General features: G+C 65.4%; 19 protein-coding genes and 1 pseudogene. 10 read left to right on the top strand and 10 right to left on the bottom strand.

The window, feature by feature from the left end; genetic code table 11:
* The first annotated feature begins 7 nt into the window (after nt 1–7).
* A complete protein-coding gene (locus AB7290_RS39735) occupies nt 8–1276 on the top strand; it encodes a flavin monoamine oxidase family protein (protein ID WP_135215754.1) in 1269 nt (422 codons plus the stop codon).
* Nucleotides 1277–1307: 31 nt separating this feature from the next.
* On the opposite strand, the gene AB7290_RS39730 is transcribed toward AB7290_RS39735, so the two are convergent.
* The 7 genes from AB7290_RS39730 to AB7290_RS39700 all read right to left on the bottom strand — a co-directional run bounded on the left by AB7290_RS39730 (nt 1308) and on the right by AB7290_RS39700 (nt 6748).
* Complete coding sequence (locus tag AB7290_RS39730) at nt 1308–1628, bottom strand: hypothetical protein (protein ID WP_085400922.1); 321 nt, start codon at nt 1626–1628, stop codon at nt 1308–1310.
* Nucleotides 1629–1749: 121 nt separating this feature from the next.
* The gene (locus tag AB7290_RS39725; RefSeq protein WP_085400923.1) at nt 1750–2325 is read right to left on the bottom strand and encodes a cysteine hydrolase family protein; all 576 of its coding nucleotides are present in this window, start codon (nt 2323–2325) and stop codon (nt 1750–1752) included.
* A 171-nt stretch (nt 2326–2496) separates the two neighbouring features.
* Nucleotides 2497–2844: a DUF3088 domain-containing protein gene (locus tag AB7290_RS39720; RefSeq protein WP_085400925.1), complete on the bottom strand. Its 348-nt coding sequence runs from the start codon at nt 2842–2844 to the stop codon at nt 2497–2499.
* Between the two features lie 55 nt (nt 2845–2899).
* Entirely contained in the window at nt 2900–3475 is a 576-nt protein-coding gene (locus tag AB7290_RS39715) for a hypothetical protein (RefSeq protein WP_071917092.1), read from the bottom strand.
* A 202-nt stretch (nt 3476–3677) separates the two neighbouring features.
* On the bottom strand, nt 3678–4994 hold the full coding sequence (locus AB7290_RS39710; protein ID WP_085400926.1) for a tetratricopeptide repeat protein: 1317 nt from the start codon (nt 4992–4994) through the stop codon (nt 3678–3680).
* A 12-nt stretch (nt 4995–5006) separates the two neighbouring features.
* Nucleotides 5007–6017 (bottom strand): aldo/keto reductase, encoded by a 1011-nt coding sequence (locus tag AB7290_RS39705; RefSeq protein ID WP_085400928.1) that lies wholly within the window; start codon nt 6015–6017, stop codon nt 5007–5009.
* A gap of 305 nt (nt 6018–6322) precedes the next feature.
* Nucleotides 6323–6748 (bottom strand): PaaI family thioesterase, encoded by a 426-nt coding sequence (locus AB7290_RS39700; RefSeq protein WP_063986737.1) that lies wholly within the window; start codon nt 6746–6748, stop codon nt 6323–6325.
* 71 nt (nt 6749–6819) lie between these two features.
* Between AB7290_RS39700 and AB7290_RS39695 the strand changes: the two genes are divergently transcribed.
* Both AB7290_RS39695 and AB7290_RS39690 read left to right on the top strand, forming a co-directional pair.
* Nucleotides 6820–7446, top strand: a complete 627-nt coding sequence (locus AB7290_RS39695) for an NUDIX hydrolase (protein ID WP_085400930.1) — start codon at nt 6820–6822, stop codon at nt 7444–7446.
* A 56-nt stretch (nt 7447–7502) separates the two neighbouring features.
* The gene (locus AB7290_RS39690) at nt 7503–8717 is read left to right on the top strand and encodes a hypothetical protein (protein ID WP_085400931.1); all 1215 of its coding nucleotides are present in this window, start codon (nt 7503–7505) and stop codon (nt 8715–8717) included.
* A 172-nt stretch (nt 8718–8889) separates the two neighbouring features.
* Here AB7290_RS39690 and AB7290_RS39685 read toward each other — a convergent pair whose 3' ends face one another.
* Nucleotides 8890–9198 carry a hypothetical protein gene (locus AB7290_RS39685; RefSeq protein WP_085400981.1) on the bottom strand — a complete coding sequence of 103 codons (309 nt, stop codon included), beginning with the start codon at nt 9196–9198 and terminating at the stop codon, nt 8890–8892.
* A 197-nt stretch (nt 9199–9395) separates the two neighbouring features.
* On the opposite strand from AB7290_RS39685, the gene AB7290_RS39680 reads away from it, so the two are divergent.
* From AB7290_RS39680 to AB7290_RS39660, 5 genes are all read left to right on the top strand, one after another.
* Nucleotides 9396–9875 carry a hypothetical protein gene (locus AB7290_RS39680; protein ID WP_085400933.1) on the top strand — a complete coding sequence of 160 codons (480 nt, stop codon included), beginning with the start codon at nt 9396–9398 and terminating at the stop codon, nt 9873–9875.
* A gap of 210 nt (nt 9876–10085) precedes the next feature.
* Nucleotides 10086–11033: a TAXI family TRAP transporter solute-binding subunit gene (locus AB7290_RS39675; protein ID WP_063985861.1), complete on the top strand. Its 948-nt coding sequence runs from the start codon at nt 10086–10088 to the stop codon at nt 11031–11033.
* Between the two features lie 187 nt (nt 11034–11220).
* Nucleotides 11221–13329, top strand: coding sequence for a TRAP transporter permease (locus tag AB7290_RS39670; protein WP_085400935.1), 2109 nt, complete (start codon nt 11221–11223; stop codon nt 13327–13329).
* On the top strand, nt 13326–13703 hold the full coding sequence (locus AB7290_RS39665; RefSeq protein ID WP_167768178.1) for a DUF1850 domain-containing protein: 378 nt from the start codon (nt 13326–13328) through the stop codon (nt 13701–13703). The genes AB7290_RS39670 and AB7290_RS39665 overlap by 4 nt, the downstream gene beginning before the upstream one ends.
* Before the next feature lie 46 nt (nt 13704–13749).
* The gene (locus tag AB7290_RS39660) at nt 13750–14556 is read left to right on the top strand and encodes an SDR family NAD(P)-dependent oxidoreductase (RefSeq protein ID WP_085400938.1); all 807 of its coding nucleotides are present in this window, start codon (nt 13750–13752) and stop codon (nt 14554–14556) included.
* 166 nt (nt 14557–14722) lie between these two features.
* Here AB7290_RS39660 and AB7290_RS39655 read toward each other — a convergent pair whose 3' ends face one another.
* Both AB7290_RS39655 and AB7290_RS39650 read right to left on the bottom strand, forming a co-directional pair.
* Nucleotides 14723–15493 (bottom strand): hypothetical protein, encoded by a 771-nt coding sequence (locus tag AB7290_RS39655; protein ID WP_085400939.1) that lies wholly within the window; start codon nt 15491–15493, stop codon nt 14723–14725.
* 86 nt (nt 15494–15579) lie between these two features.
* Complete coding sequence (locus tag AB7290_RS39650) at nt 15580–17157, bottom strand: cation:proton antiporter (RefSeq protein WP_085400941.1); 1578 nt, start codon at nt 17155–17157, stop codon at nt 15580–15582.
* A gap of 118 nt (nt 17158–17275) precedes the next feature.
* On the opposite strand from AB7290_RS39650, the gene AB7290_RS39645 reads away from it, so the two are divergent.
* Nucleotides 17276–18040, top strand: a complete 765-nt coding sequence (locus AB7290_RS39645) for a tetratricopeptide repeat protein (RefSeq protein WP_085400943.1) — start codon at nt 17276–17278, stop codon at nt 18038–18040.
* Between the two features lie 133 nt (nt 18041–18173).
* A pseudogene (locus AB7290_RS39640) lies at nt 18174–19483 on the top strand (tetratricopeptide repeat protein).
* The last annotated feature ends 108 nt before the right edge of the window (nt 19484–19591 follow it).

Raw genomic sequence — 19591 nt, 5'->3', positions numbered from 1 at the left:
CATCGGCATGGGACAATTGGAGCACATCGTCATCGTCGGTGCCGGCGCGGCCGGGCTGATGGCGGCGCGCGAGCTGGCACGCGTGGGCAGGACGGTCACGATCCTGGAGGCGCGCGAGCGCTGCGGCGGGCGCATCGATCCGCTGCCGGCGTCGGAGTTCGGCTACCCCGCCGATGGCGGCGCGGAATTCGTCCATGGCGAGGCGCCGGTCACGCGCAAGCTTGTGCGCGAGGCGGGGCTGTCGCTGCAGGAGATCGAAGGCACCCAGTGGAGCTTTGACGGCACGAGGCTCTCCCACGAAGACCGTCACGATCCGCACGAGGCAGAGCTGTACGCCGCGCTAGGGGCGTTGAAGGATGATCTCACGGTTGCCGATTTCCTCCGCGGCCACTTCGCCGGGCCTAGGTATGACCGGCTGCGCCATTCGATCGAGCGCATGGTCGAGGGCTACGACGCCGCCGACCCCGAGCGCGCCTCGACGCTGGCGCTGCGCGAGGAATGGATGGACGGCGGGCATCACACCCAAGCGCGCATCGTCGGCGGCTACGGCGCGCTGATCGATTTTCTGGCGAGCGAGTGCCGCGGGCTTGGCGTGACGTTTCGCTTCGGCCGCGCGGTGTCGGCGATCGAGGAGACGGGCGGCGCGCTGGCCGTCCGCTGTGCCGGCGGCGACGTGCATGGCTGTGATCGCGCGATCCTCACCGTCCCGCTGCCGTTGTTGCGCGAGATCGCGCTTCCGGAGCCCGCACGCGCGAAGGCTGCGGCAGCTGACGATATCGGCTTCGGCAGCGTGATAAAAATCCTGCTGCGGTTCGCGCGGCCGTGGTGGCGCGAGCGAAACGAAGACCTCGCGGACATGACCTTCCTGCTCTCGGACCAGTCGATTCCGGTGTGGTGGACGCGGCATCCGGACCAGCATCCCGTGCTCACCGGCTGGTTCGGCGGGCCGCGCACGGCCGAGCTTGCGAAGCTCGATCGGCAAGGGCTGATCGATGCCGGGGTCGATTCGCTTGCGGTCATCTTCGGCGTGTCGCGCGACGACATCGCGCGCGATCTCGTGGCGGCTGCGGCGACCAACTGGCTGCACGATCCCTTCGCCCGCGGCGCCTATTCCTGGGCGACGCCGCGGACGCGCGAGGCCCAGGCGATCCTTGCGCGCGCCGACGGTCCGGTACTGTTCTCCGGCGAAGCGCTCTATCGCGGCCGCGACATGGGGACAGTCGAGGCGGCGCTGGCGAGCGGGCTGGAGACCGCAGAGATGATTTTGCGGGGATGAAAAAAGGCCCGCACAAGGCGGGCCTTAACTCTCACCAGCGGCCGCCGCCGAAGCTGAACGTCACGCCGGGACCTCCGCCACCATAATAGCCGTACGGTCCGCCGCCGTAATAGCCGTGGTGCCGCGGGTAATAGCCATAGTTCCGGTAGTGCGGACGATAATAGCCGTGGTGGTGATGGCGCCATTGGTGATGGCGATGGCCGTGGTGGTGGTGCCTGTGCTGCGCGCTGATGTCGGTGGACTGGCCGGCTGGCGCGTTCTGCTTCGCGCTGGCCTTGCCCGCCGCGTTGGCCGTGGATCCGCCGGCGAGCGCCGCAGCACCTACAGCCATCGCGACAAAGAGATACTTCATGTCATCACTCCAGTTGAGAAGTCGCGTGATAACAGATGGCTGTCCGCTGCGTTCCGGCCAGTGCGGGCGTCGAAACGACGCAGACGTAGTTCCGATCGACGTGTGAATGATGTGGCGCGATCTATTGTCGCATCGCTTCGAGCGAAGCGATCACGTCGGCGGCGGCGACGATGCGCGCAAATTCGTCGTTGAGATTCGACAGCGTCATCGCATGAATTTCTTCAGCCGAATGCTTGTCGCCATCTGGTCCGATCCGGTCGAAGGTCCAGGTCGCATCGCGCACGAGGCTCGCGTCGAAGCCGAGATTGCCGGCCATCCGCGTCGTCGTCTCGACGCAATGATTGGTGGTGGCGCCGCAGATTACCAGCGTCGTGATGTTGCCTGCGCGCAGGCGTGTCTCGAGATCGGTGCCGATGAAGGCGCTGTTGACGCGCTTGACGACCACCGCCTCGCCCGGCGCTTCGCGCGCCTCGTCCTTGACCGCGTAGCCGGAGCTTTGCGGCAGGAACGACGAATTCGGCTTCGTGCCCTCGTGGCGGATGTGGAAGATCGGCGCGCCGCGCTTCCTGAATGCCTTCAGCAGATCGGCGATGCGCGCCACCGCGTCCGGATTGTTGCGCCGCTTGCCGGCCGCCTCCCATTCGTCGAATGCGCGCTGGACGTCGACGACGACGAGGGCGGGGAGGGAGTGGGACATAAGGAGCGGCTTCCAGACTTGCTTGCTGCGCGAAGTATGCGGGGCGACCGACGTGGCAGGCAATGTCGATTTTCCCTCGTTTCGCGACAGCTCTCGTGCCCCGGCTCTGCGGAGCGGCGCTACGCGCCGCACTGCGTCCGGGACACGGAGAGCTGCGCGCGTGCTCGGCCCTCACGGATGCGGATCGGGAAACCCGTGGCGTTCAGTGAGCGCGGCGAGGATCGCGTCCTTGTCGGCAATGAAGGTGCGGCCGTGGTGACTGCCGGTCTGATGCGGCGACGTCGTCCCGTCGGCCAGCACGAGCAGCGGCAGCGACTGGTTCTCCTCGCCGACCAGCGCGATCACCGGCAGCCTTGGCCGCGGCCATGCGATGCGCTCAACGTCGAGCTGTTCGGCGAGCTGCGGAAACGAGGCGAGCACGCCCTCGATCAGCGCGCAATGCCAGCAATAGAAGCGCTGACCCGGAAAGGCGGGGTCCTCGAAGCCAGGGCGCAGCAGAAACAGGCGGTCGCGCGTCATGAATCGCTCCAAAGCATGGCGCGATCATACATGCCGGCAGCAGCGGATGATGCCGTTACTTGAACGGATCCTGGATCGATGGCGACGATTGCCGGATGCGACGTACGCTCACCGGCTTGCCGTCGGAGACGAACAGCAGCTCGTATCGGCGGCCCTCGCTGTCGGTCGCCGTGCAGGTGACGTCCGTCACCTTCCTTGCGGCGAAATTGCCGGTCTGGCGGCAGACGCCGGTCGAGGTCTGCTCGGCCGGCACCGGCAGGCCGTCGACCTTGGGCCGGTCCTTGGAATTGAGCAGCATGCGGTCGATTCGCAGCTCGTAGGAATTGTCGTCCGCGCGCTGGCCGTTCTCGCCGGAGAACGACACGACATGGTTGGCGTCGGAGGGATCGTCGACGGCGACCGCGAAATTGACCCGGCCCTTGTCACCATGGGCGTAAGCCACCGTCTTGCACGCGAAGGTGCGCCCCGCGACCTTCAGCGTCTTGCAGTGGCCCGACATCAGCGCCAGCAGGTCGATGAAGGCGTTCTGCGCCGGCGGGTTGTTGACGGGGATGGGCGCGGAAGACTCGGCAAAACAAGGGCTTGCGAGAGTCGCGAGGGCCGCGGCGAGGACCGGTCGGCGGAGGCGCATCATCAGGCTCGTATGCCAGGGGGCCACGGCGGCGGAAAAGTTCCGCTCAACAACGAGCGAACCACAAATTGGTTGCGATCCCGTTTGTTCAGCTAAACCCGACTGGAATACCACCGCACCACCCATCGGCGATTCATCCGATCGCCCCATCCCGTCCTAGCAGGCCACTTGCTGCCAGACCGATGTTTTTTTCGTGGCAGAGCTAAACGGTCGCCGCCTGCCAGCGCGTATCGCGAAGCGAGGGCCGGCGGTGCAGGCGGGCGTCGAGCAGCGCGCGGGCGCGGGGCAGCTCGCCGCTGCGCATGAGCGCGACGATGTAGGTATCCTCGATCAGTTCGCGCTGGGCATGGCTGCCGCCGATGCGCACGACCTCGCCGAGGACGGGCCCGAGCGTTCGCACGCATGAGGTGTAATCCTCGCGGGCAAAGGCCACGAGCGCACGGCAGATTGCCGGCACCACGGGACCGGCCGGCAGCCTGCCGTCGCCGAGCCGCTGCTCGATCGCCGCGAGGCGCGCGGCGAGCGCCTCCTGGTTCTGCGTCGCCGCAGCGAACAGTGCCATGTGGACGTCGGCAAAGGGCAGGCTCGATTTTGGAAACAGTTTTTGCGCGGTGGCATCGGCCTCGAGCCAGAGCGCTTCCGGCACGGTGTGGCCGTAAGCCGACAGGCGCCAGAGCAGCGAGGCGCCGTCGGTGACGACGTTGAGCGGCGGCGCCTTCGTGGCGGAGGGCCGAAGTACGTCGGCATAGATCGCAAGCGCGCGCGCCGCATCGCCATGCTCGAGCGCGCCGAGCGCCTGGTGCCAGCGAATATGGCCGTGCAGGATGCCGGTACGGTCGTAAGAGGGGATCCATGCGTCGACGAGACGGTCAGCCGCGTCGATCGAGCCGTCCTCGAACATCGCATGCAGCACGGCGTGCGCGGCGTGGGCATTCTGGCGGCGCAGGTCAAAACCGCGCTCGGTGACGCCGCGGCCGCGCGCGACGTCGCCATTCTCCGTCATCGCCCAGCCGGACATGGTGAGAAACCACCAGTCCTCGCCATAATGCTGCGCGACGCGCTCGCACAGCTCGTGCCGGGCGCGGTCGTGATCGGGCATGCCGGAAAACGCGAACAGGCCGAACGCGCCGAGCGGCAGCGACAGCACCACAGCGTCGCGCGGCCAGCTCTCGACATGCTTCAGCGTCGATGCGATGGCCTCGGGCAGCCGGCCCTCGATCGCAAGCGCCAGCGTCTCGACATGCGAGCGCTCGCGCTCCGTGCCGCGTTTCGCTGTGAGCTCGCGCGCGCGTGCCGCCTTCTGCCGCGCGAGGTCGCCCTGCTGATAGAAGGCATGCACGCGGGCGCGGGCGATATGGGGAAGCGCGAAATCCGGATCGGCCGCAATCGCGCGTTCCAGCGCCTCCGCCGTACCGGTCCAACCGGCCAGCATGAGATCGACGCCTTCGCGATAGGCGCTTGCCGCCTCGTGCGAAGACGTCGAGAGTGAAAGGCCGTAGCGGTCTTCGTGCGCCGTCATCGTCTTCAGCTCTCAAGCCGTCCGCGCGCGGCGTCCCTCGATCGGATAGGCGGGGTCGTTGTAGCCCGGCGTCGAGGGATGGCCCGGCACGACCAGCCGGTCGATCAGCGCCTCGTCATTCGCCGTGAAGCGGTAGTCGAGCGCGCGGATGTAGCCGTCCCACTGCTCCTCGGTGCGTGGGCCGGCGACGATCGAGCTGACAAAGGCGGAGTTCAGCACCCAGGCGACCGCGAACTGGCCGGCGGTGATGCCTTTCTTCTCGGCGTGGGTCTTGATCTCCTGCGCGAGCTGGAGCGATTCCGGTCGCCATTCCGTCTGCATCATGCGGGTGTCGTTGCGGCCGGCGCGTGTCTCCTTGTCCGGCGCGGCGTCGGGCTTGTACTTGCCCGTGAGCACGCCGCGCGCCAGCGGGCTGTAGGGCACGATGCCGAGGCCGTAGTAGGAACAGGCCGGGAAGTGCTCGACCTCCGGCATGCGATTCATCGCGTTGTAATAGGGCTGGCTCACCGCGGGCCGGTCGATGCCGAGCCGGTCGCAGATGTTGCAGATCTCGGCGACGCGCCAGGCGCGGTAGTTCGAGACGCCGAAATAGCGCACCTTGCCGGCGCGGATCAGATCGCCCATCGCGCGCACCGTCTCCTCCAGCGGTGTCGCATGGTCTTCCTTGTGCAGATAGTAGATGTCGATGTGGTCGGTGCCGAGCCGCTTCAGGCTCTCATCGGCGGCCTGCAACACCCAGCGCCGCGACAGGCCGACACGGTTGGGATCGTCACCCATGGGGTTGGCGAGTTTTGTGGCGAGCACCCAGGCGTGCCGGTTGTTGCCGATGGCGCGGCCGACGACCTCCTCGGATGCGCCCTTCGAATAGGCATCCGCCGTGTCGATGAAATTGATCCCGGCCTCATGCGCTTTCGCGATGATCCGGTTTGATGCGGCTTCATCGGTCGGCCCGCCGAACATCATGGTGCCCAGACAGATCGGCGAGACTTTCAGGCCGGTGCGGCCGAGCTGGCGGTATTGCATGGGCTGTTTCCTCAACGCTATCGAAGCTGGCAGCATAGCCAGCTAATTCCGTCATTGCGAGCGCAGCGAAGCAATCCAGAGATGCATCCGCGGAGAGATACTGGATTGCTTCGCTGCGCTCGCAATGACGAGATTGGGGAGGCCGCTTGCCAAACTCTCAGCTGTCATCGCCCGACTTGATCGGGCGATCCAGTATTCCGAGGAGGCAAAGATTGAACCGATAGGCCGCGGCGTACTGGATTCCCCGCTTTCGCCGGGAATGACGGCGGTGGGTGTGGTTGGAGCGGCAGCCCGACCGCGCGCCGCTACCCCGGCCCCTTCAAGATCTTGAACACGCCATTCGCCATCACGATGCAGCGGCCGTCGACGGTGACTTCGGTGCTCATGAAGATGAGGCTGCGCGTCGAGCGCACCACGCGGGGGCGGGAGATCAGGATGTCGCCGATCTGCCCGGCCTCGACGAAATGGGTGTCGAGCTGCACCGTCGCCATGAATTCCTTGCCGGAAACGTAGCGGGCGGTCATGCCGCAGGTGCGGTCCGCGAACGTCATCATCACGCCGCCCTGGACCATGCCGCGGCGATTGTGGTGCTTGTCCTCGGTGGCGAGCGCGAATTCGTAATGGCCGTCGACCTTGCGCTCCCACAAGGGGCCGATCAGGTGCAGGAAGCCCGTGGTCTCCAGGATGCTCCAGCCGTCCGATTTGAGCCTTGCGGCGGCCTTGTTGGTCATGTCGTCGTCCATTGCTGCGCGGGCCTTGCGAGCTCATTTCATCGGGGCCTGACGTGGTGTAGTCAAGCATCATGAGACCGTTCGACGATGCCACACGGCGGAATATCGCGGCTGCCTGCGCGGCCTTCACGCGCCTGCCGGAGGATGATGCGCCCGCCGCATTGAAGCACGCCGCGGTGGCGGTCGCGCTGACCGCGGCGAGTGACGGCGATGACACCGCATTCCTGCTCACGCTGCGCGCGTCACACCTGCGCGCCCATCGCGGCCAATGGGCCTTGCCGGGCGGCCGCTGCGATGCCGGCGAGACGCCGGTCGAAGCGGCGCTGCGCGAGCTTGATGAGGAGCTTGGCCTCCGCCTTTCGCATGCGGAGGTGCTCGGCACGCTCGACGATTATCCGACTCGCTCCGGCTATCTGATCACGCCGGTGGTGGTCTGGACGGCCGACAGTGCCGCGATCCGGCCGAACCCGGATGAGGTCGCCTCGGTCCACCGCATCGCGCTCGCGACGATCGAGCGCGAAGACGCGTTCGACTTCATCGCGATTCCCGAAAGCTCCCGCCGCGTGATCCGCTTCCATCACGAGAAGAGCCTGATCCACGCGCCGACCGCGGCGCTGATCTACCAGTTCCGTGAGGTGCTGGCGGGACGTCACACCCGCGTCACCGAGCTGGAACAGCCGGTGTTCGCCTGGAAGTGACGATGGTAAACGGCGCGTTAACGTGACGGTTACCGGATGCCTGCTAAGAGGGCAGCATGCATCATTCGATTCGAAAACATCTCGCGCTAGTTCCATTCGCGCTCGTCCTGCTCGCGCCCACTGCGCGAGGCGGCGAGGCCGACGCGCTGCCGCCGGCCGTCCGCGATGCCAAGGCCCAGTTGCTGTCGCAGTTCTTTGCGCAGGGTGGCGCGTCGCCGGCCGTGCTCGAATATCGCCGCAAGCTGCAGGAATATCAGGCGGCGCGCGGGGCCTTCGACGAAGAGGCGGGTGCCTATTGGAGCCAGATCTCCGAGAAGCGGAAAGGCCGCAACGCCAAGCGGCGCAGCGGACAGCAGGTGACGCTTGACGATTATGTGCTGCAGCATCCGCCGCTCTATAACGGGCCGAAGCGGCCGGTGAATCCGGAGCCGGAAGAAACGCCGGATCGTCCGACCAGAAAGCCGATACCGGTGGTCGCCGATCTCCTGCAGGCGGCACGCGAGCTCTATCAGTTCACGCCGCAGCGGCCGTCCAGCGAGGTCGAGTTCAAGCGCGCCTATGCGCGCTACGCGCTCGCCTCGGGGCTGACGCGCGAGCAGGCGGTGCGGGTCTATTCGTTCGAGACCGGCGGCACCGGCAATTACGACGTGCAGGCGGGTATTGAGCATGGCGGCAAGCGCGCGATCTCGACCGCGATGGGCTACAACCAGCTCCTGACCACCAACAGCGTCGAGCTGCTGGCCGAGCAGGGCCATGAACTCATCCGCGCGCTTTCCGACAAGGTGGCGCGGACGTCCGGGCCGGCGCGCCAGCCGCTCGAGCACAAGCTTGCCGTGCTGAAGAAGATGGTGGCGCAGGCGAAATCGGTGCCGGACACCTGGTCGGAGCACGAGAAGATCGGCAACACCGCGCAGGGCTGGGCCATGCATGCCATGGTGCTGGACATCGATATCGGCCCGATGCTGCAAACCCATAAGCTTTTGACTTCGGTGCTGTTCGCGCGCACCAAGGGCTACACCCGGCCGCTCACCGCCGCCGAGCTCGAGATGATGAACCTCACCGGCGACGGCACCGGCCTCGACATGGTGACGATGCCGCAGGCGATGCGCGAGCAGGTGCCGACCTCGAACTTCTTCCAGCGCGGCGGCTACGAGCGCAACCCGGTCGCGATCCGCCACAACACGGTGGCCAAGCTGCTGGCGGTGACGGATACGCGGATGGACTCGAACAGCAACAATGCCGGCGCACGGGAGCTGGCGGGGGCGTTCTAGTCCTCGCTGCCACATCCTCCGCTGTCATGCCCCGGCTTGACCGGGGCATCCAGTACGCCGCAGCCTCTCGATTGAAGCACAACGGCCTCTGGAATACTGGATCACCCGCCCCAGTGCGCAAGCGCGCACAAGGCGGGTGATGACACCGAGTGCTTGGGTTGGCCGTCGCCCCTTACTGATCCGACCCGAACTTGAACTTGCCGTCGCCTTCGAGATACGGGCCGCTGCGCATGTAGAGCTGGCCGTTGTGGCCGATGAAGAACAGCGTGCCTTTCGGCACCTTCTTGGCGCCCTTCAGGAGTTCACCGGCATTGTTGGTGCCCATCTTGTAGGAGAAGGTCTTGCCGTCCTTGTCATAGGCATAGCCGGTGTCGGGCTTGAGCTCCCAGGGCGTTGCCGCGGTCTGCGCCAATGCGGGTGCGCTGAATGCGCCGAGCGTTGCTGTGAGTGCAAGTGCAAATGTCTTCGTTGAAAATGCCATCATCCCATCCTCCCCATCGTTGGGGTTGCCATCTTGAACAAATCACGAACGGCGTTTACAGGTCAATTTGCGAAAGCGCCGCAGCGCATCACGTCCTGCCCAGCAGTTTGTGATTTTCCCTTCGTCCCCGCGCGACTATGTTCCGCTTTCAGTCTAGAACGCAATTCGACAAAAATATTGGTAGGGGGATGATTCGGATGAACCAAGTCGTGAAAGCCTGCTCAGCCGCCGCGCTGTTGGTGACGGCGCTGGCGCCCGTCGCCCGGGCGGATGACTACCAACTCAGCCACAACCAGCGGATTTCGTGCAGCCGTGGCCTCGCCCCGGGCAAGCTGAACACCGCGACCTGCAAGTCTTACACCTACCTGTTCAACACCAAGACCTCGGAATATTTCCGCTGCCAGGTCTCGCTGGCGCTGACCCGCGACAACAAGGAAGTCATCAACGTCCAGACCGACGGCGGCTGCACCAAGAAGCCGCGCATCTTCGAGACCGACGGCAAATACGATTTCGACGCGACCGAGACCGAACCGCCGAACACCAACTCGTTCTTCGGCCCCGGCGGCTATTCGGTCTGGGCCGCCGACGTCACCGCGCAGAAGGTGCGCGGCTGCATCATCATCTCCTCCGGCCTCGGCTCCGACATCTCCAAGTGCCTGGACATGACCTTCCAATAAGGGCTTGCCAGCAAGAGCTTGCCAGTAAGGCTTGCCGGCGAGGGCGAGACACGCGCCAGACCCTGATTGCGCCACCTCGCCGCACCCGCGGGTTCCCCAAAAATCGAGCCGGGTCAGCCGTTTACCGCAGTCCTGTTGTGACTTTTGGATGGGTTGACCCGCTTCCCCCATCCGGCCAATTTCCCGGCCGGTTTGGGGAGTACAACAACCATGAAACGGACGATTTTCGGCGCGGCCGCGGCTCTTGCCCTGGCGGCGTCGGCACCTTGCGCGCATGCGCAATCCTTCATCAACGTGCTGACCGGCGGCACCTCCGGCGTCTACTATCCGCTCGGGGTCGCGATCGGAAAGATCTACGGCGACAAGATTCCGAATGTGAAGACGCAGGTGCAGGCCACCAAGGCGTCGGTCGAGAACCTGATCCTGCTCCAGCAGGGCCGCGGTGAAATTGCGTTCACGCTGGGTGACTCGCTCAAAGCCGCCTGGGAGGGCGACGAGGAAGCCGGCTTCAAGTCCAAGCTGGACAAGCTGCGCACCATCGGCGCGATCTATCCGAACTACATCCAGATTGTCGCGACCGCCGAATCGGGCATCAAGACGCTCGCAGACCTCAAGGGCAAGAGCCTCTCGGTCGGCGCGCCGAAGTCGGGCACCGAGCTCAATTCCCGTGCGATCCTCGCGGCCGCAGGTATGACCTATAAGGACCTCGGCAAGGTCGAATATCTGCCGTTCGCCGAATCCGTCGACCTCATGAAGAACCGCCAGTTGGGCGCGACGCTTCAATCGGCCGGCCTTGGCGTCGCCTCGCTGAAGGATCTCTCGAGTTCGGCCTCGATCACCGTGGTGTCGGTGCCGAAGGAGACCATCGACAAGATCGGCCCGCCCTTCATCTCGGCAATCATTCCGGCCAATACCTATACCGGCCAGGACAAGGACGTGCCGACCGCGGCCGTGGTCAACTATCTCGTGACGAGCTCCGCGGTGTCGGACGACCTCGCCTACCAGATGACCAAGCTGATCTTCGAGTCGCTGCCCGAATTGCAGAACGCCCATGCCGCGGGCAAGGAGATCAAGCTCGAGGCGGCCGCCACCGGCAGCCCGGTTCCGCTGCATCCCGGCGCGATCCGCTATTACAAGGAAAAAGGGCTGATCAAGTAAGATCAGCTCCATTCGTGTCGTCATGCCCGGGCAAAAGCGCGAAGCGCGTCTTCGCGCAGATGTCCCGGGCATCCACGTTCTTGGCGACACCGTAGGCCGTGGATGGCCGGGACAAGCCCGGCCATGACGCGTGCGGTGGCACTGCCAATGTTATAATGACGCACCATAAGGGCTCGGGGACATATCGATGTTGCAGGCAGAGGGCTCCGCAGGGCCTATCAAGGTTGAATTCGACAATTTCGAGCACGGTTTTCCGGAAGGTTTTGGTCCGGGCTGGTGGGGCACTCTCGCCTACTGGATCGGCATTGCCTTCGCCACCTTCCAGCTCTATGTCGCCGCCTTCAACTATCTGCCGAGCCAGGTGGTGCGCGGGGTACATGTCGGTTTCCTCGTTCTCCTCACTTTCGGCCTGATCGCCAACTTCACCGCGAAGAGCGATGTCGGTCGCGCGCTTGGCTGGGTGATCGGCGGCGCCGGCTTCTTCTGCGGCCTCTATCAATGGATCTTCTATGCCGACCTGATTGCGCGCGACGGCGATCCGACGCGGCTCGATCTCGCGGTCGGCACGCTGCTCGCGGTGCTGATCTTCGAGGGCACGCGGCGCCTGATGGGCGCGGCGCTACCGCTGATGTGCGGCGCGTGTCTCGTCTACTGGTTCTTCGGGCAATATCTGCCGTCGCCGCTCAACCATCGCGGCTACGACTTCGACCAGATCGTCACGCATCTGTCGTTCGGCACCGAAGGTTTTTACGGCGTGCCGATCTACGTCTCGGCGACCTACATCTTCCTGTTCATCCTGTTCGGCTCGTTCCTGGAACGCGCCGGCATGATCCAGCTCTTCACCGATGTCTCGCTCGGCCTGTTCGGCAGGACGCGCGGCGGACCTGCGAAGGTTGCGGTGTTCGCCTCGGGCATGATGGGCACCATCTCCGGCTCCGGCGTCGCCAACGTCGTCACCGTCGGCCAGTTCACGATTCCGCTGATGATCAGGTTCGGCTATCGCCGCGCCTTTGCCGCCGGTGTCGAGGCGACGGCCTCGATGGGCGGGCAGATCATGCCGCCGGTGATGGGCGCGGTCGCCTTCATCATGGCGGAGACGCTCGGCGTCCAGTACTCGGAAATCGTCAAGGCGGCGGCGATCCCCGCCATCCTCTATTTCGCGTCCGCCTTCTGGATGGTGCATCTGGAAGCCGGCAAGCACGGCCTCGTCGGCATGAAGCGCTCGGAGATTCCGAGCGCCTGGAAGGCGCTGGTGACGCGTTGGTATCTCGTGCTGCCGCTCGCGGCGCTCGTCTACATGCTGTTCGAGGGCTTTACGCCGCTCTATGCTGGCAGCATGGGCCTTGCGCTCACGGTGACACTGATCCTCGGCGCCAGCATCACGGCCGGCGCCTCCTCGATGGTCGTCCGCTCCATCTTCTGGATCGGACTTGCGCTCGTCGTCGGCGCGCTGTCGCGCGACGGTCTCCAGATCGTGCCGGTCGCGAGCGTCGTCGTCGGGCTGATCGTGATCACGGCGTTCGTGCGCGGCGGGTTCGCGGCCTTGCGCGAATGCCGCAATGCGCTGGCCGAGAGTGCGAAGTCGGCGATCACGGTGGGTATGGCCTGCGCCATCGTCGGCGTCATCATCGGCATGATGTCGCAGACCGGCGTCGGCACCATTTTTGGCAGCTGGGTGATCGGTCTCGGCGAGAAGAGCCTGTTCCTGGCGTTGATCATGACCATGCTGCTGTCGATCCTGCTCGGCACCGGCATTCCGACCATCCCGACCTACATCATCACCGCCGCGCTCGCCGCGCCGGCGCTGGCGAAGCTCGGCGTGCCCCTGATCGCGAGCCACATGTTCGCGTTCTATTACGGCATCATGGCCGACCTCTCGCCGCCGGTGGCACTCGCCGCATTGGCGGCGGCGCCGATCGCGAAGGAGAATCCGGACAAGATCGGCTGGGAGGCGATGCGTATCGCGCTAGCCGGCTACGTCATTCCGTTCATCTTCGTCTATTCGCCGGCGCTGATGCTGCAGGCCGGCGATCCCATGGCGGCCAAGCTCGGCTTCTATGGTGCGGTGGCGCTCGCGACCTTCAAGGCGCTGGTGGCGATCGGCCTGTTCGGCATGGTCGCGATCGGTTTTCTGTTCACGCGCATGACGCTGCTCGAACGCGTGCTCGCGCTCGGAGCCGCGCTCTGCCTGCTCGGTGACTTCGCCTTCAGCGACACCGCCGGCTTCGTGCTCTCCGCCGCGCTCTTGCTGTGGCAGTGGCGGCAGCGTCCGCCCGCCGTCGTCGAAGCCGCGTGAGCCTCTGCTTCGCAACAGCGGGTGGCGTGAAAGCGCTGGCGCTTTCCGCCTTCACGCTGGTGTGGACGCATTCGATCGCGAAGGTCGACTGGCAGGAGGACTGGCGCGTCACGCCTGCCGGCCTCGACCTGGTGCAGGCGCGGGTCAAAGGCACCGGGCCCGGCATGGAGCCGCCGCCCGAGGCGCGCCTCGTCGACGGCTGGTTTCAATGGCAGCCGCAGCGTGCACCGATGCAGGAGGTCGTGCTTGGCAATTCCGGCGCGGCCGGGGAATGGCGGTTATGCCATGATGGAAGCTGCCGGACTCTTTCGGAGATTGTCGGGCATCCCATCGGTGCTAACGTCACCACGATGAAGGTCTGTAACGATCCGTAGCTCGCCACGCCCGGGCTACAATTAACAACAACACGGGAGACACGCGATGGATCGGCTCAAGGGCAAGGTTGCGATGGTGGTGGGCGCCGGCTCGATCGGGCCCGGCTGGGGCAACGGCAAGGCGACCGCGGTGACCTTTGCGCGCGAGGGCGCGCAGGTGTTTTGCGTCGATCGCAACGGTGCCGCAGCCGAGGAGACCGCGAAGATCATCACGGGTGAGGGCGGCAATGCGACTGCCTTCACCGCGGACGTCTCGCGCGCGAGCGAGATCGAGGCGATGGTGGCGGCGTGCCTGAAAGCCTATGGCCGCATCGATGTGCTCGACAACAATGTCGGCATCGCCGAGATGGGCAGCGTGGTCGAGGTCGCCGAGGAGAGCTGGGACCGCGTCTTCACTGTCAACCTCAAGAGCGCCTATCTCGCCATGAAGCACATCGTCCCCGTGATGGTGAAGCAGGGCGGCGGCTCGATCATCAACATCTCCTCGATCGCCTCGATCCGGCATGTCGGGATTTCCTATGTCAGCTACAACGCCAGCAAGGCGGCAATGAACCAGCTGACGCGCTCCACCGCGATCGAGTTCGCGAAGAACCATGTGCGGGTGAATGCAATCCTGCCCGGCCTGATGAAGACGCCGATGGTGGAGCATTCCGCGGGTCTCGCGAACAGCTACGCCAAGGGCGACGTCGAAGCGATGTGGCGCGCGCGCGATGCGCAGGTGCCGATGGGGCACATGGGCGAGGCCTGGGACGTCGCCAATGCCGCGCTGTTCCTGGCGTCGGACGAGTCGAAATATGTGACGGGGATCGAGCTGGTGGTCGACGGCGGGATCACGTGCAAGGCGGGGGCGTAGCTCCAATTTCCTTCGTCGTCCCGGGACGCGCAAAGCGCGAACCCGGGACCCATAGCCACAGGACGAAGTTGCCGCGCGAGCTAGCAACTCCGAGTCTTCGCCAAACCACGTCCTGTGGCTATGGATCCCGGATCTGCGCTGCGCTTGTCCGGGACGACAGCGGTGACTACTGCGCCAGCGCCAGGATGCCTCCGGCAAACGAATGCCACGCCGCACTCTCGCTGATCGGCCAGTTCAGCACCTTCACCGCCAGCAGCGCGAGCGTACCGTAGATGTAGACCGGGTGCACGCGGCCATCGGTGCGCCAGTCGCGCACCATAGCGACGACGAGCAGGAGCGAAGCGACCACGGCCGGGGCGATCGTGACGGGCACCGGCGGCGGGCCGGGCGGTCCGGGAGGCGCGAGGAAGGTAATGAACCAGCGCGCGATCGCGGCGTCGAGGATCGAGACCGCGGCAAGCAGCATAAGGCGCTTGTGAATCTCGGGCTTTCGCGTGTTGATGATCGCGAGCACGAACACCACCGCGAAGAACGCGATGCCGCTCATCGGCACGATCGAGAAGCCGATGCCGGCATCCTTCTGCCCAAGTGCGGCGGCGTGCTGCATCACGTGCACCGAGGCGAGGAAGCCGAAGATCGTCATCGCGGTCGCAAGCGACACGCCGGCAATCCCGAGCGCGCGGTGATTGACCACGCGGCCCGACGCCGCGAGCCAGGTCTGGATCACGAAATAGAGAGACCAGGTGAAGAACAGGAGTCCGTGAAAATGAATCACCGGGCTCGCGGAAAACGTCCGCTGCGCGAGCGGTACGAAATAGGTCGGCGCGAAGCCGAGAAACGCGGTGGCCGCGCAGGCCAGTGCCATATTGAGATAAAAATATCGTGCAGGCGACGCATCACGCGCGCGTACACGACGGTCGTCGATCAAGGTCGTCATCTGGAATGAGTCTGGAGAGGCGGTGTTTGGTTCAAGCTCCTGACCACCTGGATAGGCCGGGACGCCGCTCAACGCTCGAGCGGAGTTTAACCGCCCGCGCTCAACTCTGCGCGATCGAGCTCTTCCTCGATCCGGTGAAACGCGTCGTCGCCGATCACTTCGGTATCGCGAAGGCCGAGGATCGATTTGCGCGCGGCCTCGATGGCGCGGCGGCGCAGCGGATCGGCGGGCAATTCGCCGCTGGCGATGCCGCCGTGCGGATCGTCGTCGGCCTGCATCAGGATGGCGCGGTATTCGAGCCGCAGGATTTCCGCCTCCTCCGACGGATCGTCCTCGATCGCATCGAGCGCGGCGCGATAGGCGACTGCGCGGGCGCGCGCGACCTCGATACCGACGGGATCGTCGTCCTTGAGGCCGAAGGCGAGAATCAGCGGCCGCAGCGTCAGGCCCTGGATGACCAGCGAGCCCAGCACCACCGCAAAGGCGATGAAGACGATGAAGTCGCGATAGGGGAAGCTTTCCGGCAGGGCGAAGGCGGTGGCGAGCGTGACGAGACCGCGCATGCCGCACCAGGAGATGATGAGGCCACCCTTCGGCGAGGCAACCTGCTTGGGATCCTTCGGATGATAGAGCCCGTGCGCGATCAGGACGCGCAGCGTCGCGCGGTAGAACGTGATCCAGGCAAGCCGCACCAGGACCACTGTGAGCAGGATCCAGGCGGCCGCCACGCAATATTCCCAGCGGACCTCCGCGTCGAGCCGCGTCCAGATCGGCCGCATCTGCATGCCGATCAGCATGAAGGCGAGCACGTTGAGCACGAACACCATCGTCTCCCAGACCGCATAGGACGGCACCCGCAACCGCGCCGGCATGCGCGCCCCCGCGGTGCGCGCGACGGTGATGGCGTAGACGACGATGGTGAGGATGCCGGAGAGGCCGAGATGCTCGGCTGCGATCCAGACCATGAAGGTGGTGGCGAACTGCACGATGATCGCGCTCGGCGCTTCCTTCACGCGTTCCAGGAACAGCGGGATGATGCGCCCGGCCAAAAGACCGGCGAGGACGCTGCCGACCAGCCCGAGTGCAATCGTCGGCGCGACCTCGCTCCATTTCAGATGCTCCATGACGACAGCGCCGACCGCGATGCGATAGATCAGAAGCGCGCTGGCGTCGTTGAGCAGGCTCTCGCCTTCCAGCACCTTCACCATGCGATAGGGCAGCTTGACCTGGCTCAGGATCGCGACCGCGGCCGCCGCATCCGGCGGGGCCACGATGGCGCCGAGCGCAATGGCGGCGGCCCAGGGCATGTCAGGCATCAGCCGGTGCGCGACGAAGGCCACGCCGACCGTGGTCAGGCCGACCGCGGCGACCACCAGGGTCGAGACCGGAACCCAGTTGTTGCGGAGATCGCGCAGCGAGGTGTCGAAGGCGGCATCCATCAGCACCGGTGCGACAAAAAGCGCCAATGCCAGGTCGGGTTCGAGCGTCCAGGACGGGCTGTTCGGCACGAACGCGATCAGCGCGCCGCCGATGGCGAGAAAGGTCGGGTAGGGGACCTTGATCCGCCGCGCCAGCGCCGATAATGCAACGGCGCCGAGCAGAAGCACGATGATCCATTCGAATGTCGACACGTTGATCCCCGAAACCGATTTTGGCTGTGCCACAAGCTAGCACCAATCCGGCCGTATGATGGATAGTGCACCCTCAAGGCAAGGCTCAAGCCAAGACCCAAGCCAAGACCCAGGCCAAGATTCAAGCCAAGACTTTCCGACTGCAGCTAGCATGCGTTCTCAAAATCTCATTCGATTGTCCGGTGCGGTGGCGCTCTTTGCGCTTTCGCTCGGGGCGGCCCGTGCCGCGACCGGCGGCGAGCCCGCCGCCGTCGTGCAGGTCGATGTCGCGCCGTGCCTCGCTGCTGCTGCCGCCGACGACATGGACAAGGCCGGCTCCGCCTGCGCCTCCGTCATCGACAACGAGAAGACGGCCAAGGCGGACCTGGTCAAGGCGCTGGTCGCGCGCGGCGCGCTTTATGCGCGGCATGACCAGGTCGACCGTGCGATCGCCGACGACAGCCGCGCTCTTCAACTCGATCCGACCCTGGCCGACCTCTTCAACGCCCGCGGCGAGCTCTGGCTGAAGAAGGGCGACAAGCCGAAGGCGGTGCAGGATTTCGGCGCCGCACTGAAGATTGATCCGAACCACGAGAAGGCCAAGGCCAATCACAAGGCGATGGCGCGCGAGCTCGAGCGGATCGGCGCGCAGATGGCTGTGGCCGGCAAGCCAAGCTTCAATTGCAAGAGTGCGGCCCGGGCGGTCGAGAAGGCGATCTGCGCCAACCGCGAGCTCGCCGATCTCGATCGGGAGATTTTTGCATCGAATGCCCGCGTGGTCCGGGAGGCGCGCAATCCTGCGGAAGCCAAGGCACTTCAGCGCGAGCAGGACGAATTCATTGCCCGCCGCAATGCTGGTTATGGGCGGGCCGGGTACGATCTGAAGAAGGCGATGCAGGAGCGGCTGCAGCGGATCAACGGGGTGGACGGGTATTGAGGGCTTCCTTCGCCTCTCCCCGCAAACCGGGCGAGGGAGTGCAGGCGCCCGTGCGTCCCTAACAGGCCCGAATTGAACCCATTCCTCGCCCGCCGCGACAATGGTGAACACCTGATGTCACGGAGTCTTCCCGATGTGCGGCACGCGTTCTTCCGCGCAAATGTTCCCGTTTGCCAAAATCCCGCTTCGCGCCTTCCTGCTCAGCGCCGCGATGAGCCTTATCCTCGCCGCCCCGGCCTCTGCTACCGTCGATTGCGTGATGGGCAGCAAGACTGCGCCCGCCGAACTGATCACGGCGTGCGGCGCCATCATCGACCAAACCACCAATTCGAGCTCCGACCGCGCCGCCGCGCTGCTGGTGCGCGCCGACGCCAATGCGCGAACCTCAGGCGGCCTCACGCAGGCGCTGCGGGATATCGACCGCGCCATCGCGTTGGACGGCAAGAACGCAAAGGCCTGGCGCCTGCGCGGCGACCTGCTGCGCGAGGCCGGCGGCGATCTCAACCGTGCCGCGGCTGATCTCAGCAAGGCCATCGAACTCGATCCGCAGGACGCGGAAGCCTACGAGCTGCGCGGCGTCGTCTACACCAATCAGCGCCGGCTCGACCGCGCGCTCGCCGATTACGATCAGGCGATCAAGCTGAAGCCGGATGATGCGCAGGCCTGGTCCGACCGCGGCGTGAACTATTATCTCGGTGGCGACAACGAGAAGGCGATCCGCGATCTCAGCGAGGCGCTGCGGCTCGATCCGAACCGGCCGCGCGCCTACACCAATCGCGGCGCGGCCTACAAGAAGCTCGGTCAGCTCGACAAGGCGGTCGCCGACGACGGCGAGGCGATCAAGCTCGATCCGAAGGTCCCCGAATATTACGACAATCGTGGCCTGGTGCTGGCCGCGATGGGTGAGTACGACAAGGCGATCGCCGACTACGACCAGGCGCTGCGGCTGGCGCCGCGGCCGAACTTCTTCACCAACCGCGGCGACTCTTACCAGCTCAAGGGCGAGCTTGGCGCGGCGCTCAGCGACTACGAGGCTGCGCTCAAGATCGATCCGAATTTCGCGCAGACCTTCAACAACCGCGCGGTGCTTTACAAGAAGATGGGCGAGCGCAAGAAGGCGCTGGCCGATTACGAGACGGCGCCGAGCCGCTGCGTCCGCTCGCGGCGAATTCCGGCAACGGCCCGTCGTTCGATTGCGCCACGGCGAAGCGCGAGGTCGAGAAGGTGATCTGCGCCGATCCGCAACTCGGCGTGCTCGATCGCCAGATCGCCGAGACCTATGAGCGCGTGCTGAAGGCCACGAAAGGCCGTTCGGCCGGCGACCTGCGCAAGACCCAGCGCGATTTCCTCGCCACGCGGAATACGAGCTTCGGCCGGCCCGGCTATGATCTGAGGAAGGTCATGCAGGAACGGTTGCAGCGGCTGAATGCGATGGAGAGTTGAGGCGCCTCTACGCGCACACTGCGTTCCCTCCCCCCTTGCGGGGGAGGGTTAGGGAGAGGGGTGGCCACAAACTCCAGACAGAGTTCGTGGCCACCCCTCTCTCCCGCT

Source organism: Bradyrhizobium sp. 613_E4_N2_2, from assembly GCF_052075995.1.
GTDB lineage: Bacteria > Pseudomonadota > Alphaproteobacteria > Rhizobiales > Xanthobacteraceae > Bradyrhizobium > Bradyrhizobium barranii.
Note: the sequence above shows the minus strand (reverse complement) of the source record. Positions and strands in the feature narration are given on the sequence as shown.

Bases quoted from the DNA above. Each gene is read 5' to 3' on its own strand.
- AB7290_RS39690 (WP_085400931.1), top strand. From the start codon at position 7,503: ATGCATCATTCGATTCGAAAACATCTCGCGCTAGTTCCATTCGCGCTC.
- AB7290_RS39725 (WP_085400923.1), bottom strand. From the start codon at position 2,325: ATGTCCCACTCCCTCCCCGCCCTCGTCGTCGTCGACGTCCAGCGCGCA.
- AB7290_RS39670 (WP_085400935.1), top strand. From the start codon at position 11,221: ATGTTGCAGGCAGAGGGCTCCGCAGGGCCTATCAAGGTTGAATTCGAC.
- AB7290_RS39645 (WP_085400943.1), top strand. From the start codon at position 17,276: ATGCGTTCTCAAAATCTCATTCGATTGTCCGGTGCGGTGGCGCTCTTT.
- AB7290_RS39655 (WP_085400939.1), bottom strand. From the start codon at position 15,493: ATGACGACCTTGATCGACGACCGTCGTGTACGCGCGCGTGATGCGTCG.
- AB7290_RS39730 (WP_085400922.1), bottom strand. From the start codon at position 1,628: ATGAAGTATCTCTTTGTCGCGATGGCTGTAGGTGCTGCGGCGCTCGCC.
- AB7290_RS39660 (WP_085400938.1), top strand. From the start codon at position 13,750: ATGGATCGGCTCAAGGGCAAGGTTGCGATGGTGGTGGGCGCCGGCTCG.
- AB7290_RS39715 (WP_071917092.1), bottom strand. From the start codon at position 3,475: ATGCGCCTCCGCCGACCGGTCCTCGCCGCGGCCCTCGCGACTCTCGCA.
- AB7290_RS39685 (WP_085400981.1), bottom strand. From the start codon at position 9,198: ATGGCATTTTCAACGAAGACATTTGCACTTGCACTCACAGCAACGCTC.
- AB7290_RS39705 (WP_085400928.1), bottom strand. From the start codon at position 6,017: ATGCAATACCGCCAGCTCGGCCGCACCGGCCTGAAAGTCTCGCCGATC.
- AB7290_RS39710 (WP_085400926.1), bottom strand. From the start codon at position 4,994: ATGACGGCGCACGAAGACCGCTACGGCCTTTCACTCTCGACGTCTTCG.
- AB7290_RS39695 (WP_085400930.1), top strand. From the start codon at position 6,820: ATGAGACCGTTCGACGATGCCACACGGCGGAATATCGCGGCTGCCTGC.
- AB7290_RS39735 (WP_135215754.1), top strand. From the start codon at position 8: ATGGGACAATTGGAGCACATCGTCATCGTCGGTGCCGGCGCGGCCGGG.
- AB7290_RS39700 (WP_063986737.1), bottom strand. From the start codon at position 6,748: ATGACCAACAAGGCCGCCGCAAGGCTCAAATCGGACGGCTGGAGCATC.
- AB7290_RS39680 (WP_085400933.1), top strand. From the start codon at position 9,396: ATGAACCAAGTCGTGAAAGCCTGCTCAGCCGCCGCGCTGTTGGTGACG.
- AB7290_RS39675 (WP_063985861.1), top strand. From the start codon at position 10,086: ATGAAACGGACGATTTTCGGCGCGGCCGCGGCTCTTGCCCTGGCGGCG.
- AB7290_RS39720 (WP_085400925.1), bottom strand. From the start codon at position 2,844: ATGACGCGCGACCGCCTGTTTCTGCTGCGCCCTGGCTTCGAGGACCCC.